The following is a 14,842-nucleotide window of genomic DNA, read 5'->3' on the forward strand; positions in this document are numbered from 1 at the left end:
AATCAATGCTTGTGAAACTGGCTTGGCGAAACCTCTGGCGACAAAAGCGCAGGACACTACTGACGGCGTCTGCGTTGGCATTGGTGCTGTTTCTTTCGCTGATTACGCGAGCGTTTCAAGAAGGGAGTTATACGTCCAATATCAAAAATGCCGCCAAGTTTTATACCGGGTTGATTCAACTGCAAAACCCCGAGTTTGGTGATTCTTCCAGCATTGATGATGTCTTGCCACAAACCGCTTCTTTCATTTCCGCGGCGAAAAACAATCCCAATATTGATGTGGTATTACCTCGGGTAGAATCTTTTGCTTTAGCCGCAAAAGATGAACGCTCGAAAGGCGTGATGGTACTAGGCGTTGAGCCTGAAGCTGAAGATCAGTACTCCAATATCAGTGACAAATTGATTGAGGGAAGCTACATCCAATCAGGGCAAAAATCAGTGCTAGTCGGTGGTGGTTTAGCCAATTATTTGCAACTCAAGGTTGGCGATGAATTGGTGCTTTACGGTGTCGGTTATAGGGGACAGACCGCGGCAGGTTTGTATCAAATCTCGGGCATTCTTCATTTTCCTTTGCAGCAGCTTGATTCTCAGTTGGTGTACATGCCGCTCGATACTGCGCAAAACCTGTATTCATTGGATGACCAAGTCACCGCATGGGTTTTAAATACTGAGAGTCTAAGAGACTTACCTGATACCGTTGAACAGCTTAAAGCCGAGTATGGCAAAAATGTCGCCGTGAAAGATTGGAAGGAGCTGTCGCCAGAGATGGCACAACAAATCGCCTTAGATAAAGCGGGCGGTATTTTCTTGATTTACATTCTCTACGGTATTGTTGGTTTTGGCTTGTTCGCGACAATCTTGATGACGACATTGGAACGCCAGCGCGAGTTCGCCGTCATGCTGGCAACCGGAATGTTGCGCTCCAATCTCGCCCTTCTGCTCACGATAGAGTCTCTGTTTATGTCCGTTATTGGCATCATTATTGGGCTTATCGTGAGTGCTCCCGTGTTGGGGTATTTCTATTTTAATCCAATCGAAATTACTGGCGATGCTGCCAAGCTCATGCGCGAAAGTGGTTTTGAACCTATTGTGCCTGTTTCGCTCGACCCACACTTACTGCTCAATCAAATCGCCGTCGTGCTGTTAATTCTTTTGTTATGTCTGCTTTACCCAATGGTTCGCATGTTTCGAATGCCCATTGCGGCAGGGTTAAAAGGAGGTGCTCATGCTGGTTAAGTTGGCTTGGCGTAACTTGTGGCGCAACAAGTTGAGAACCTCAATCATGCTCGGAGCCATGGTATTTGGCTTGATGGGCGTGGTTGCCATGATGGGATTCATGAATGGCTTGGTCGATAGCATGATTAAGAACGCCATCTCTTGGCAAACCAGTCATTTGCAGATCCAGCAAAAGTCCTACTTAGTCAATCCAGAGCTAAAAGATGTGATTCCCGATGCGGAAAAGATAAGCAAAGTGTTGGCGAGTAACCGAGAAGTGAAAGCCATTTCTGAGCGATTTCTAGCAGATGGCATGATAGCGTCGGCGCGCAGCACTCGTGGTATTCGCATCAACGGCGTTAATATCGAGCAAGAGCAAAACATCACGCCACTCTCGAAACATATTGTCGACGGAGAATGGCTGAGCGAAGAAGGCAGAAATCCGATTTTGGTATCGAGCAAGATAGCTGAGCGATTAAAGCTACGCGTTGGCTCCAAAGTGGTACTCACTCTGTCTGATGTGAATGGGGAGGTTGCAGGTGCGGCATTTCGTGTTCGAGGCATATTCAAAACACCATCGACAGGGTTTGATGACGGGAATGTTTACGTCCGAAAAGCGGATCTTGAAAAGGTAGCGGGGCTGAGTGGCACGCACGAAATTGCGATACTCCTTACTTCTAATAACGATCCTGAGCTCAAGCAGTTACTGGCGTTCACTCACTCTATTTTGCCGCCGGAAAGTCAAGGTTTGCTCAGTGTGAGACCTTGGCAGGAGATCCAGCCTTTGCTCTCTACCATGATGAGCACGATGGAAGTTTCTAACCAAGTGATGCTGGTGGTGTTTGTGCTGGCGATGACCCTTGGCATCATCAATATCATGTTGATGTCAGTGTTTGAACGTACACGAGAGTTCGGTGTGTTAATGGCTGTCGGGATGCAAAAACACAAGATACGCTTGTTGATTGTTTTTGAAACCTTGTTCCTCGGATTAAGCGGTTGTGCGCTTGGGTTGCTCGGGAGTGCAATTATGCTCAAGGTGCTGAGTATTACCGGATTGTCGCTGGCTGGTATGGCGGAAGGGCTAGGGGCTTATGGCGTGGATACCTTGCTTTATCCACGGGTATCGATAGCGGAATATCAAATGATCATTGTCGCAATTTTTGTTGCCAGCCTTATCGCAGCCCTGTATCCCGCACGACAAATTTTGAAGCATCGACCTGTGGATGCCATGGCGGAGAAAAGCTAATGACCATCAAACTAGAAAACCTAACTAAGATTTACAACGCCGATGGTGATTACCCTGTGCACGCAGTGCAGTCGGTAGACTTGGAGATTAAGCAGGGTGAATTTGTTGCGATCATGGGACCATCTGGTTCGGGAAAAACGACGTTGCTGAACATGATTGGCGGTATTGATGCCCCAAGCTCTGGCAAGGTGGAAATCGATGGTTGCATGATTTCATCGATGTCAGAAAAAGAACTGATTGCCTATCGTCGCGATAATATAGGCTTCATCTTTCAAGACTACAGTTTGTTACCTGTGTTAACCGCGCTTGAGAATGTGGAATTCGTCATGCAGCTGCAAGGTAAAACTGAGCGAGAGTGCCGTGAACGTGCGACTTCCTTGCTTGAACAAGTGGGCTTAGCGGAACAAATGAATAAGGTGCCAGGTAAGATGTCCGGCGGACAGCAGCAGCGTGTTGCGGTTGCTCGTGCTTTAGCGCCGAAGCCTCGTTTTGTCATGGCGGACGAACCGACTGCCAATCTAGACGCCAAAAGCACCGCGGAGCTGCTCGACATTATGGAGCAACTTAGCGAACAAGAGGGAACGACGTTTATCTTCTCGACCCACGATCCGCGGGTGATAAAACGTGCACACCGCATTATCGTATTTGAAGACGGTCGTTTGGCGCGTGATTTCAGTAATATTGATAATCGTGCAGAGAGGTCGCATGCATAGAGCTGCTTCCTATTTGTCTGCGACTTGCACCAAATCTCTCCAATTCAATACCGGCTTGCTCAGAACAAAAGTAAATGCAGTGTTTATTAAGGCGTTAAGTCTTTCATTGCTATGTCTTCAGGCAGGTTCTGCCTTGTCTGCTGTCCCCGGATTAGAGCCTCAAAAGTCATGGGATTTGGATGGCTACATCAAATACATGGCAACCTACAGTGTTCCTGATGGAACTGCCAATACGTTCGATAATCTGATACACAATCGACTTAACTTTGAATACCGTTTTTCCTCTAGCTGGCGTGTGAATGTTGGGCTACGAAATCGAGCACTTTGGGGCGATTCTACCGACTTTCCTGGCTATGCCGATTTGGTTGCGTTGGATTCTGGTTACATGGATTTGAGCAAAAACTGGCATGAAGATGATGTGGTCATTAACAGTCAGCTTGATCGTCTATATCTCACTTGGCAGCAAGATGACTGGGGAGCGCAACTAGGGCGCTTTCGTATCAATTGGTCGATGAATACGATATGGAATCCAAACGATATCTATAATGCGTATTCGATTTACGATTTTGACTATGAAGAGCGGGCAGGCACGGATGCGGTCATGTTGAGCAGAAAATTAGGTTTTGCCGATGGGGTAGATTTGGTGTTTTCACCAGCTCGTCAGTCAGGGCAAGACAGTGCCTCACTGCGTTACTTCGCCAATCAATCGGGATGGGATTATCAGTTTATTGCAGGGCGAGCTCGGATGGATTACGTACTCGGCGCTGGTTTTGCAACGGATGTGTTTGATGCGGGTTTTCGTGGAGAGCTCACGTGGTTTGATCCCATTGATCCAGAATTTGAGGGTGAACCGACCAAAAAGACCACGGTTGCCAGTATCGAATCGGATTACAGCTTTGGCGGCAAACGCAGCTGGATGGGGCGTGCAGCGTGGTTATTTATCTCTGAACCTCAAGATGCATCAAACGCATTGGCGTATTTGAATCTTCCTCTTGATGCAAAAACGTTGAGCTTTACACGAAATACATGGTACGCCGATATGAGCTTTGACTTAACGCCTCTAAACCGCGTCACGCTCTCAACCAGTTACTACGACGATCATTCCTATTTCCTTGGGATATCAAGTAACTACTCTCTCGCTAATGACTGGCAGTTGCTCACGGTAATCCAGAGCTTTAACGGTAGCAGTGGCAGTTTGTTTGGCGAAGCACCTGCGACTTTGTTGTTTGCTAATATTAAATACAGTTTTTAAATATATGTTTTAAAAGTGAATTTATTTAACTGTTAGTAAGTGAAACTCTTCTATCAACTCTGATGTAAATACGATACTGAATGTTGCTCCATAAATCCCAACCCGCTCACGCTTTGACAGTTGAGTACAGGGTTGATATGAAATTAAATGCAATTTCTTGGTAAAGCTAAAAAGCCTTGTCTACACTCAACGTAAAACGAATGTTATTCGTTGGGTGGCATATTAATTGAGCCACGGAGAAAAGTAGCCAAAGAGCTACACCAGTAAAGTTGGCTGATAAGGACGGGGAAATGAACAACGAGTGTTTTGCTAGGTCCCGAGGTGTCACGGATGAGATGCCAATGAAAGAAACGTTTTCTGCAGGTAAAGATCCCTATGCACATTACCTAAAAGACATCGTGGGGATTGATTTACTCTCTCGAGAAGATGAGCTGCATTATGCCAAACTCAATCGAGCGGGGGACAAAGAAGCGCGCGAGGTGATGATCGAGTCTAATTTGCGTTTAGTGGTAAAGATTGCCAAAAGCTACTTAAAACGTACTGGTAATAACTTCACGCTGCTTGATTTGATTGAAGAAGGCAACATCGGCTTGATCAAAGCCATCGACAAGTATGATCCTGAGCCGGGTTATCGCTTTTCAACTTACGCGGTGTGGTGGATTCGCGAAAACATTGAAGCGGCATTAATGAACAACGGACGCACGGTACGTTTACCTGCTCACGTATGTAAAGAGATAAATAGCCTTGCGTCGAAAAAGCATGATGCGAGCAAAACCATGAGCAAAGACATTTCGATTTCAGAGTTGTCCCATTGTTCAGGCGTAAAAGTAGAGCGTGTTGATGAGTTAGTCGCGTTGAGCGGCTTTATCGATGTTTCAACGACTGTTGACCTTAATCATGCACCATTTGTGCTCGAACAGTGTGAAAGCGAATACACAACAGATCCACAGCAAGATTGCGAAGACCATTGCTTTACTCAAGCACTGGAGCACGTCGTTAACACATTGCCTGTGAAGTTACAGCAAGTGCTGATTCATCGCTTCGGCTTGTTTGAACATAATGTGAAAACATTAGCTGAAGTCGGTGACTTACTGAATGTCTCTAACGAACGCGTGAGACAAATGCAGAAAGAGGCGGTAGAGCGAATACAAAAACGTCTTCAGTTTGATGGATGGGTGTAATACCAGTTCAATAGCTTCTAAAAAGCCAGCGTCATTGCTGGCTTTTTTCTATCTGCGTGTTGCTCAGTTGGTCTTTGCTTGTTCTTCGGCAAAAAGCAGTAACTCAAGTTGTGCTTTGGCGGAGGGTTCGAGTGTCCAGATGCTTAACATGCGGTTAAGGGCAGCTCGATACACTCTGCTCTTGAGTAAGAAAGCGAGAGTGCTCGTGTAGTTGTTCACCACTTGAGTTTGTGTTGCCACTAGCTCCGCTTTGTTTGCAATGTCGATTTGCTCGAGATTGAAATCAGGCAAAAATGCACACTCATACCACACCTCGACAATCTCGCGGATTTCGAGTTCTTCTTCAGGTACATCAAAGTCCTGCAATGCGTGGTTTTCCGGTATCGCTGATAAATAAACCACATCCAATTTGTCAGCAACAAATGTATACATCTGAATCCTAAATACCTCTAAATCTCGGTCGAATCATCTCTCTGGTTTATATCTTTGTCAATTGTATCTGTCTGATTAAAGAGTTAATTGTGAATAAGCGCCACAGTATTAACTTAAGCTGTTTAAGTATTTGTCTGTTAAGCCAAAATATTTCAAGTTGCCGTCTGGCTCTAATACCAAACTCATGTTCGAAGTGGCGATCAACCCCGGATCATTGGTAGAGAACACCACGGTTTTGTTTAGCAATTTATCGGTGAACAAGCGGTTGAAGTACTGAGCATTTTCTTGCTCAGCGCCATTAAATGGTTCATCAATGATGATCAGTGATTGTTCACAGCTTCCAAGCCCCAGCGCGAGGCGCAATTTCTGTTGAATACCGTTAGGTAAGTTCTTGCATTTATCTACGCTTAGCTGAGTGTTCAATCCTTCTGGCAACCACGCATCGAGTTCGAAAAAGCTCACCATCTCTTGCATCTTTTCTGTAGGGATGAGTCCATTATGCAAGATGAAGTTAGTCTCCAGAGAGCCTTCAAAAATATGCAAATTAAACGGGATGTAGTTAATCGAGGTTCGGTAGCGATAACTGTTGAACTGTTTGATGTTGTAGCCGTCTACCGACACTGCGCCTTGGTATCTATCCTCTAAACCCGCAAGAATGGAGATTAGCGTGGTTTTGCCGCAACCAGTCGGTCCACAAATCACCACTTTCGCCCCTGGGGCAATTTTAAACCCGAGATTGGTTAAGCCTGTTGCCGCGCCAGTGTAGCGATGGCTTACACCGCTGCCGACAATGCTGCCTTGGAACAGGCGAATAGGGGGGCTTTTCTCTAACGTTAGCTTGTCGTCATTCATTGCCATAAGGTTGTTGATTTGCGCAGAAGACGCCTTAATGGATTGGAATTTAGATATGGAGTTGTAGATACCCATTATCGGACCTAACGCCTTCCAGACTAAAATTACGGTTGCAAGCATAGCGCCAGCGTCAGACGTTCCATCCATTACACCGATAACCGCGGTCACGATACTTGCGGTACCTATCACCTGAATCAAGCTGCCACCTGCGGCTTGAACTTTGCTGTTGGTGACGGCAACGTTTTCTGCATCGTTGGTGCTTTGCATGTGTGAAGCGCTGAAGCGAGATTGAATAACGCGCAATAGTGGCAAGCCTTGGATGGTTTTGATGCCGCGAAGAATCTCATTCCATTGGTAAGAAACCATGGCGTTGGCGCGAGAGCTCTTAGACGTGGCTTGTGAATAGATGTAACGAGAATAAACACAGAACACCAACATCAGAATCAAACCCGCCATGACGACCAATGCAGCGGTTCCTGACATGATGGCAATCGCGACAATGAACACGATAACAAACGGCATGTCGAAGTAGCTCAAGGTCGACTCTGCCGTTACCAATCGGCGGAATGTGTCGATGTCTTTCAAACGCGCCAACTGAGAAGACACGCCTGCGGTGGATGTCATCGCATAAGGGAGCCATAACAGCTTGGATATAACCGCTTGAGAAATGTGCACCGCCAAGTCCTTACCTGAAGTGGCAATGATGTTGACTCGCATCTTCTTAAAAAAGTATTCCGAAAATCCAACAATCACGGCAAACAACGTGAGCCAATAGAGCGTGGCTTGAGAGCTAGACGTCAAGGCGAAGTTGTACACACTCATGATAAAGAAGGGTTGGAGCGCGCCCAAGATACTGATGACAAAGCTAAGAATAATCAGGCTTTTGAGTTCATTGTTGTAGCGATAGAATGCGTATTTAATCCAGTTACTGCGGTCTTGAGATTCTGGTGGCGGCTCTCGGAACAAGCGCGAGTATTCGCTGATCGAAACTAACAAGCACGGCTTCTTGCAGAGTGGGTATTCAATGGTGTTGTTATTGGTGTAATCAAACAGGATCAGTTTGCCGTCTTTGGTGCCCAAGAAAATCGCAGTGAGGTTTTCTATCTCGATAAAACAAGGATGAGGGTGCCCCTCGATGTGCTCCAACGTTTTTAATTTGGTGACGTCACAACGGTAACCAAGGCGCTCAATCGTGGCAATAAAACTGTCGCTGTCTTTTGGTTTAGGGATAAAAGCGTCGCTGAGGATAGAAGGTGTGCCTTCCCATTCAAGCGCAATGAGGGTGTAAGCTAAACCACGAATTAAAGGTGACTGATTGTATCGTTCATCATAACTGCGAGCCTCAAAGTCCAACAAGCGTTGAGGAACATTATTAAAATCAACCAAAATACTCATTGGTCACCTCCGGTAAGTTTGACGCGTTTGAGGCGATGATTGAGCTTGTCCATCTTATTGCTGACGATGATGAGGATTTTGTCGTTGGCGCGATAGGCGGTACTGGTCAAAACCAATCGAGCAAAGTCGTCGTCATAAACACAGTCGATGTCGTCGAAGATCAACACTCGTTTGTTTGCAAGCAAGGCGCGCACTAGCAGCAAGGCATAAGCGACTTGGCGCGAGAATGGATTGCGTAAATGTCCTTTAAGTTCGGTGTAAAAACCAGCAGGAAGGGCATCGATTTGTGCTTTGATGTTCATGGTTTCGCAAAGCGCAAATGCGGTGTTGTTTAAGCTCGGGCGGAAACAAGTTAGGTTGTCGATGATGGTCCCTTCGACGAACGAGCTGGTTTTGTCGACCATCAGTACGCTATTGCGCCAGACGTTGTAATTAACGTCATCGAGCGGTGTCTCGTTGATTTGAATGTCCAGTTTGCTGTCGGTGTTTTGCCGCGTAATGCAATTGGCAAGATGGGTTTTGCCTGCGCCGCTTTTCCCTGTAAGCAAGTAAGCCTGACCGCGTTCAAACTCGATGCGTTGTTTTTCGGAATACTTCACCGAGATGCGCTCGACTTCTGTCGTGTCATTTTGTTGTTCTACAGACGCAGCAAGCTCAAGCAACTCGGCGATACGTTGAATATGAAGCTTGTTCAACTCCCAGCGGCTCACCGTACGCATCACTTGTTGGTATGGGGCGAAGTAGCGGTTGGTAAGCATGATGATGGCTGCCATGATGCCTTGGCTAGATTGCATGTTGATAACCGCTGTTGCCAAAACCACCACCACACAAGCGATGGAGAGCTGTTGTATGAGCGACAAGATAAGGCTGAAGTTTGATTCGATTTGCTCGTATTTGATGTTCTCGACTTCACGCTCTTCCACCATTTGTGTCATCAAGCTCTCAACGCGATATTCCATATTGCGCGCTTTGATATCGAGTGGGCTAGAGATGATCTCGATGATTTTCGAGGTGGTTAAGCCTTCGATGTCGGATTTGTTTTCTAGGCTATTGATCTTTTGCTTAGATAGGCTCAGTGCGAACACTGCTAAAACGATGGAGGCGAGCAAGATGGTCACCCCTGCCCAGATGTTGATCAGACCGATAATCAGAATGGTCAGTATGCTGACGGCAAGGTTGATCAATGCCCGTACAGATTCTCCGCCAAAGAAGGATTTAATCTCTGGAATGGTAGCAATACGCTCTAGGTATTCACCGGGTTCTAGGCGACGAAATTTCGAGATCTCAGCCAAACAGATGGATTGAAACACCTTGTTGGTTAGGTTGGTTTCGAACTGTTTCATGATCACCGACGAAATCTTCTCTTCCTGATTTTTTAAGTGATAGTCGAGGAAGATGGTGATCAAGATAATGGCAAACAGAAGAAACAGTGTGTCTTTGGCTTGGTTAGGTAAAACTCGGTCAAAGATAATCAGAATCGAAAAGGGAAGTACTAAACCAAACAGCGTCGAGATGACCGTTGAGAAAGTCAGGTAACATTTGTCAGCAAAGTTAATCTTCTGGGAAAAATGCTCAGTTTGCATTGCGACCTCCTTTCTTAATCGATGGTTTGGAGAGAAGGTGTTTTGGAACTAAGTCTTGATTGCTTCTGCCTTCGATATCGTTCATCAATTGCATGATTCTTTCGATGGATTGCACCGACAGCATGCCTTTGATTTGCTCTAGATTGATCGATTCAATGATGTAGTCATAACGCGCGCTCTCGTAATCACGTAGCGCGCTAAACAGTTTACTTTCTGCTGCCAGTAAGTCGGTAATGGTTCGCGTACCAAGCTGGTAAGCGCGCTGAATGCCTTTGTAGGAGGCGTAGTTAGCTCGGATGATATTCTCGTAACTGCTAATAGCGCGGGAGAAGTCATTAATGTTGAGTACCGAGGTGTTAACGCTATTGCGCGTCGTGAACAACGAATCTTGGTACAGTAGCTCCGTTCGCTCGATAGCAGTCGACGATTTTTGATAACCGTAGTAATCCGAACCACCGGAGAAAATCGGCACATTCAAGTTCAAGCCGACGCTGGTGGAGTTACTGTCCCCTGTTGCGGTGGGGTCGGTTCGGTCATAGTTGTTCGCATCGTCGTAACGGTAACTGGCAGAGAGCGAGACGGTCGGCACAAAGTTTGAACCGCTTTCTTTCAAGCCTCTTCGGCTGCGTTCTACGGTTTTCTTCGCAACCAATAAATCGTTATTGAGCTTCAAAGCTTGTTCAAGAATCGCACGTTGTTCGGACTCGCTGATTTCTGCCAAGGGCACGCTTTCGTAGATGTCCTGCGATGGGGTGACCGGGTATTGAACTTGAATCTCTAAACCGTTCAAAATCACACGTCGGTCTTTCTCTAAGGTTCTTAAGCGATTGGCAATGCCTTCTTTCTGAGCAATCACCTCATACAACTCGCTCGCCGCAGTGTTGCCAAGTTCCACGTTACGACGCATTTGGCGTTCACGCGTTTCGGACGATTTAAGCTCAACTTTGGTGGCTTTGATTTGCGCGTTGTTTTTCAGGTACTCGAAATATTGCGTCGCGATTTCAGAAATGGTGCTCTGGATTTTGTTCTCGTGTTTGATTTCTTCAATGTTGAAATCAAGTTTCGCGGTGCCGTATTTGAAGATGTCGCCAAGGTTAAACACCGATTGGGATAAAGACACGCTATAGCTGTTCGAGTTGTAGCTTGAACGCGTATCCGGTGTTCCCGTTAATATGGTCTCGTTTTCATTCCATGTGGTATCAGCGGCACCGTTTAAAGAGGGCAGGAACTTAGAACGGCTAATGTCGATGTTGTATTCGTTTTCTTCCACGCCTTTGTCACTAGCGCGCAGAGATAAATTGTTTTCCAAGCCGAGTTTGACCGCCTCAAGCAAGGTGGTCGCCATTGCCGAAGGAGCATTGCTCAATGTAAGCGCTGCCAATACGCAGCTAGTTAAGTTTCTGTACCGCCACATACTTGTTGATCACCTTGATGATTTCGTCGTTTTTATAAGGTTTGCTGATCACGTAATCCATTCCAGCTTCGATACAAGCTTGGTGTTCATTACTGCTGGTCAATGCTGTCGCACCTATGATGGTGCAGGGGTTTTGTCCGCTCTCTTGTTCGTATTGTCGAATGCGTTTGGTTGCTTCAATACCGCCCATGCCTGGCATGATGCAGTCCATAAAAATGATATCCGAGCGCTGATTCATGAAGTGCTGAACGGCGTCTGCGCCATCGCCAACGGTATCGGCTTCGTATTCTTGCTTGCTCAAAATACGTTTGAGTAGAATCTGTTGAACACGGTCATCCTCAACAATCAGGAATGAGCTGTTCTCCATCTGATCTTCAGAGGCTTCCGCTTCCATGATTGCTAACAGGTTAGGGATGAACTCATACGGAATCGCAGGAGAGTTCAGAATCTTGTCGACAAAGGTATGGCTCTCTTGTGCTTGCTGAGTGCTAGTGACTGAAAGCAACAACTTGGTGTTCGGGTGATTGCGCAATTGCGATTTCACTGTTTTGCTCAGTGAGGGCAGCTTGTTTGGCTCGAACGTATCGGTCAGCATGATGGCATCGTATTCGCCAAACGTTTTTGCAGCAGAGAAGAGCTCGTTCGGGGTTCGAATTGGCGTGATCTCTAAGCCCAAGTTGACCAGCATTTTGTTCATCACATCAATGCGCAGCTGAGAGTTGGCACACAGCAACAAACGTTTATTGTCGAAGCGAGTTTTCTCGGTGTGGAAGCTCTTGGCTTTTAAATCGAGCTGAATTTGAAAACGTTCCTGATTGCCCGATTGATACCAGTGGCTCTCGTAATAGCCATAATCTTTCAGCACGCTTTTTGCCAAATCGTCTTTGGTTGCTGTGTGCTGTTTATGGTCGCTCCAGTGTAGGGTATTGAGCTTGGCAAACGGCACATCCAGCGTGGTTAAGAAGTTTAGATTGATGGTCAAGCGGGTGTTTTCAATGTCTGACGCCGCCCCAGATTCAATGGTGACAAACAGTTTCTTATCGGCTTTGAGTTGGATGGCATTCGATAGCTGTAGGAACAACACCCAGAATAAGCTGGTGGACTGTCCTTCAACACGATTTGGTAAGTTATCCGAGATAAAGCAGTCTAGTTCACCTTCATTCCGCTGCACTTTGGAACTGATGTGAATCATCAATTCAGACAGTACATTTAGCAGTGAAAACTCTTTCGATTTGCTCTCTGTTCCTTGTGAAATGAGTCGGTTGTAGTTCTCTGCCAATTCAGACAGGGTATTCGCAGCCGAGGTTATATCTTGCGCCATCAACACGCCACTCTCATCGGTCTCTTGAACGAGATATTGCACGCCGCCGTTAATGGTGTTGGTGATTCCACGAATCTCGTAACCAATCAGAGCATAGAGCTGCTTGTAGAGATCGTTATTACGTTTTTGCTCTTCGAGTTTGCTGAAAATCAGTTTTAGGTGAGAGTAGATCTGACGCTGCTTCGGATTGATGCTCACTTCATTCAGCAACTCTTCCAACCTTTGTAAATCCAGTTGTTTGAGTTCTTGATAAAGCCCGTCGAATTCTTGATCAATGTCGCGCTCATTCGAACTGGATTTTCTCAGTTTAAGGATTGCCACTAAATTCGATAGAACGGCGATACCAACCAACACAACAACGACCACAAACAACCAAATGAAGAACTCGTTTTTCTCCATCATTAGGTCGCTCGCGTGGTTGTTAAACATGGTGCGATAGTTGTCGTCCATTTGTAGGTAGTTATTGGTGAGCGAGAGATACAGTGCCAACACATCGTCACGCGTTTTTGAGCTGTCCGAGAAGCGATTAATCGCCAGTTCAAGCTGCGTATATTCGGTCGCACCTACCAAGCTAAACTCGGTTTTGTTGAGTGACGCGAGAGCCTTAAACTGGTCAATTTCGTTTTTCAGAACCTCAAAATCGAGCTCTGTTGTACTGCAATAACGTGTGGCTAAACAGCGCTGAAGCGTTTGGATATCAAATTCGATGGTTTGGTTTAGTTGTTGGGCTTGAACTAACAGAGGCGCGTTTTGCACTTGCTCCACTGAATCCACTTTTTTCCAAGATACATACAAATAAAAGGCGAGGGCAGCCAGCACCAAACTGAAAGCAATGCTTAGGCGCATAACAGGAACGGAAATATTGTAGGAAGGTTTGTTACTCATCCATTACCTCTCATCGAACGCGTCTTCGATAGCCGACATAACCGGCTTCGCAGCGTATTCGATAACCCGACGTGACCCTGTTTTCACGTCGGCGGTAAACTCCATATAAGGGGACAGTTTGTATTGTGTGCCTCCACGCTCTAGATAGTTTTGGCTGATTTGGATTTCAGCGAGGTAGAATTCAGCGTCCTCTTCTTCATAGGACGAACGGCTGATCGACGCGATTCGACCTTCTAAAAATCCGTATTTGGCAAAGTTGTAGGTGTCCATCTTCACTTTGACTGCCTGTCCGATTTCAACAAAGCCCATGTCTTTACGTGGAATCTTCGCTTCGCCATGAAGGGAGTTATTGATAGGCGCAATGTCCGCGATACTTTCCCCCGGCGGTATCACGGCAGAACGGAAGTTAAAGTGCACTTTATCGACCACGCCATCAATAGGGGCGTAGACCACAAGACGATCCACTTTGTCAGAGTGTTGAGGACGAAGAATGCGTTTTAACTTGAGATCTTTCTTCGCTTGAATGATTTGCGCTTGGTATTCGGAGTTGCGATTTTCCACCAAGTCTCGGTACTGCTTTTCTAGTTTGTCCAGTTGGAAACGCTCATTCATGACCGACTCATCGAGATTTTCAATCTCACGCACCATGTTTGACTCTTGAACCTGCATATTCAGAACATCGACATAAGATGCCATTTCTTCTTTGTACAAGGTGTTCTTGATATTGAGCTGCTTACGAATCAAAGAAAGCTGGTTCTCGGAGCTTTTGCGGCGCTTAAGCATAGAATCAATCAACGAGTTCTTGTGGTTGATGTCGTGAGTAATCAACTCTTCATTAGAGCGGTTTTTGGAAAACTCTTGCTGCCAGGTATTCATATTTACCTGAACCAGTTCTGGGTATTTTTCGATGTAGGCAGAGAAATCGGGCTCTACCATATCGCGCAGGCTTTCATAACGGAGTTTGTCTAACTCGAGCTGAATGATTTCTGTGTTCACCGTATCGAGTTGAGTGTTTCTGTCCAAAGAGCGAATGCGCGCAATGGGTTGACCTTCGTAAACCACTTCGCCTTTTCGCACTAACATTTCTTCGAGAATACCGCCTTCAAGGTGTTGCACTTTTTCTACGTCAGACTCCAGCAATAGCTCACCGCGCACCGACACCACAATGTCGATACGAGCTTGAGACGCCACGGCGATCGCTACCATTGAAAGCAAAAAGATAACCAGCAACGTTTTGTGTACGCTGGTCATCGCACTGGCTAGCACGATCGTATCGTCTGCGGTCACCTTCGAAGACTCGTTGTTGGACACGAGTGCTTTTCTGAGGTGGTGCTCGATCTGCTTGTTACTCATG

The 14,842-nt window shown here is 46.2% G+C and carries 11 protein-coding genes; 5 read left to right on the forward strand and 6 right to left on the reverse strand.

The window, feature by feature from the left end:
* Positions 1-5: 5 nt before the first annotated feature.
* The 5 genes from J4N44_RS20265 (at position 6) to J4N44_RS20285 (ending at position 5,606) form a co-directional block, all read left to right on the forward strand.
* Entirely contained in the window at positions 6-1,235 is a 1,230-nt protein-coding gene (locus tag J4N44_RS20265) for an ABC transporter permease (protein ID WP_252045662.1), read from the forward strand.
* Complete coding sequence (locus J4N44_RS20270; protein ID WP_252045663.1) at positions 1,225-2,460, forward strand: ABC transporter permease; 1,236 nt, start codon at positions 1,225-1,227, stop codon at positions 2,458-2,460. Before J4N44_RS20265 ends, J4N44_RS20270 begins: the two co-directional genes overlap by 11 nt.
* Positions 2,460-3,173: an ABC transporter ATP-binding protein gene (locus J4N44_RS20275; RefSeq protein ID WP_009704729.1), complete on the forward strand. Its 714-nt coding sequence runs from the start codon at positions 2,460-2,462 to the stop codon at positions 3,171-3,173. The genes J4N44_RS20270 and J4N44_RS20275 overlap by 1 nt, the downstream gene beginning before the upstream one ends.
* Complete coding sequence (locus J4N44_RS20280) at positions 3,166-4,425, forward strand: hypothetical protein (protein ID WP_252045664.1); 1,260 nt, start codon at positions 3,166-3,168, stop codon at positions 4,423-4,425. The genes J4N44_RS20275 and J4N44_RS20280 overlap by 8 nt, the downstream gene beginning before the upstream one ends.
* A gap of 290 nt (positions 4,426-4,715) precedes the next feature.
* A complete protein-coding gene (locus tag J4N44_RS20285; RefSeq protein WP_032802095.1) occupies positions 4,716-5,606 on the forward strand; it encodes a sigma-70 family RNA polymerase sigma factor in 891 nt (296 codons plus the stop codon).
* A gap of 63 nt (positions 5,607-5,669) precedes the next feature.
* Here J4N44_RS20285 and J4N44_RS20290 read toward each other — a convergent pair whose 3' ends face one another.
* The 6 genes from J4N44_RS20290 to J4N44_RS20315 form a co-directional block, all read right to left on the reverse strand.
* On the reverse strand, positions 5,670-6,038 hold the full coding sequence (locus J4N44_RS20290) for a hypothetical protein (RefSeq protein WP_005453700.1): 369 nt from the start codon (positions 6,036-6,038) through the stop codon (positions 5,670-5,672).
* Positions 6,039-6,146: 108 nt separating this feature from the next.
* Positions 6,147-8,285 (reverse strand): ATP-binding cassette domain-containing protein, encoded by a 2,139-nt coding sequence (locus tag J4N44_RS20295; protein ID WP_005442632.1) that lies wholly within the window; start codon positions 8,283-8,285, stop codon positions 6,147-6,149.
* A complete protein-coding gene (locus J4N44_RS20300; RefSeq protein ID WP_041053448.1) occupies positions 8,282-9,868 on the reverse strand; it encodes an ATP-binding cassette domain-containing protein in 1,587 nt (528 codons plus the stop codon). The genes J4N44_RS20295 and J4N44_RS20300 overlap by 4 nt, the downstream gene beginning before the upstream one ends.
* Positions 9,858-11,282: a TolC family protein gene (locus J4N44_RS20305; RefSeq protein WP_252045665.1), complete on the reverse strand. Its 1,425-nt coding sequence runs from the start codon at positions 11,280-11,282 to the stop codon at positions 9,858-9,860. The genes J4N44_RS20300 and J4N44_RS20305 overlap by 11 nt, the downstream gene beginning before the upstream one ends.
* On the reverse strand, positions 11,257-13,488 hold the full coding sequence (locus J4N44_RS20310; protein ID WP_252045666.1) for an ATP-binding response regulator: 2,232 nt from the start codon (positions 13,486-13,488) through the stop codon (positions 11,257-11,259). The genes J4N44_RS20305 and J4N44_RS20310 overlap by 26 nt, the downstream gene beginning before the upstream one ends.
* Positions 13,489-13,491: 3 nt before the next feature.
* Positions 13,492-14,841 (reverse strand): HlyD family type I secretion periplasmic adaptor subunit, encoded by a 1,350-nt coding sequence (locus tag J4N44_RS20315; protein WP_009704725.1) that lies wholly within the window; start codon positions 14,839-14,841, stop codon positions 13,492-13,494.
* Position 14,842: the final 1 nt, after the last annotated feature.

Origin of the sequence: Vibrio sp. SCSIO 43155 (assembly GCF_023716605.1) — a bacterium.
GTDB classification, from domain to species: domain Bacteria; phylum Pseudomonadota; class Gammaproteobacteria; order Enterobacterales; family Vibrionaceae; genus Vibrio; species Vibrio harveyi.

Excerpts from the sequence above, each read along its gene's own strand:
- J4N44_RS20265 (WP_252045662.1), top strand. The coding sequence starts at position 6 with ATGCTTGTGAAACTGGCTTGGCGAAACCTCTGGCGACAAAAGCGCAGG.
- J4N44_RS20270 (WP_252045663.1), top strand. The coding sequence starts at position 1,225 with ATGCTGGTTAAGTTGGCTTGGCGTAACTTGTGGCGCAACAAGTTGAGA.
- J4N44_RS20275 (WP_009704729.1), top strand. The coding sequence starts at position 2,460 with ATGACCATCAAACTAGAAAACCTAACTAAGATTTACAACGCCGATGGT.
- J4N44_RS20280 (WP_252045664.1), top strand. The coding sequence starts at position 3,166 with ATGCATAGAGCTGCTTCCTATTTGTCTGCGACTTGCACCAAATCTCTC.
- J4N44_RS20285 (WP_032802095.1), top strand. The coding sequence starts at position 4,716 with ATGAACAACGAGTGTTTTGCTAGGTCCCGAGGTGTCACGGATGAGATG.
- J4N44_RS20290 (WP_005453700.1), bottom strand. The coding sequence starts at position 6,038 with ATGTATACATTTGTTGCTGACAAATTGGATGTGGTTTATTTATCAGCG.
- J4N44_RS20295 (WP_005442632.1), bottom strand. The coding sequence starts at position 8,285 with ATGAGTATTTTGGTTGATTTTAATAATGTTCCTCAACGCTTGTTGGAC.
- J4N44_RS20300 (WP_041053448.1), bottom strand. The coding sequence starts at position 9,868 with ATGCAAACTGAGCATTTTTCCCAGAAGATTAACTTTGCTGACAAATGT.
- J4N44_RS20305 (WP_252045665.1), bottom strand. The coding sequence starts at position 11,282 with ATGTGGCGGTACAGAAACTTAACTAGCTGCGTATTGGCAGCGCTTACA.
- J4N44_RS20310 (WP_252045666.1), bottom strand. The coding sequence starts at position 13,488 with ATGAGTAACAAACCTTCCTACAATATTTCCGTTCCTGTTATGCGCCTA.
- J4N44_RS20315 (WP_009704725.1), bottom strand. The coding sequence starts at position 14,841 with ATGAGTAACAAGCAGATCGAGCACCACCTCAGAAAAGCACTCGTGTCC.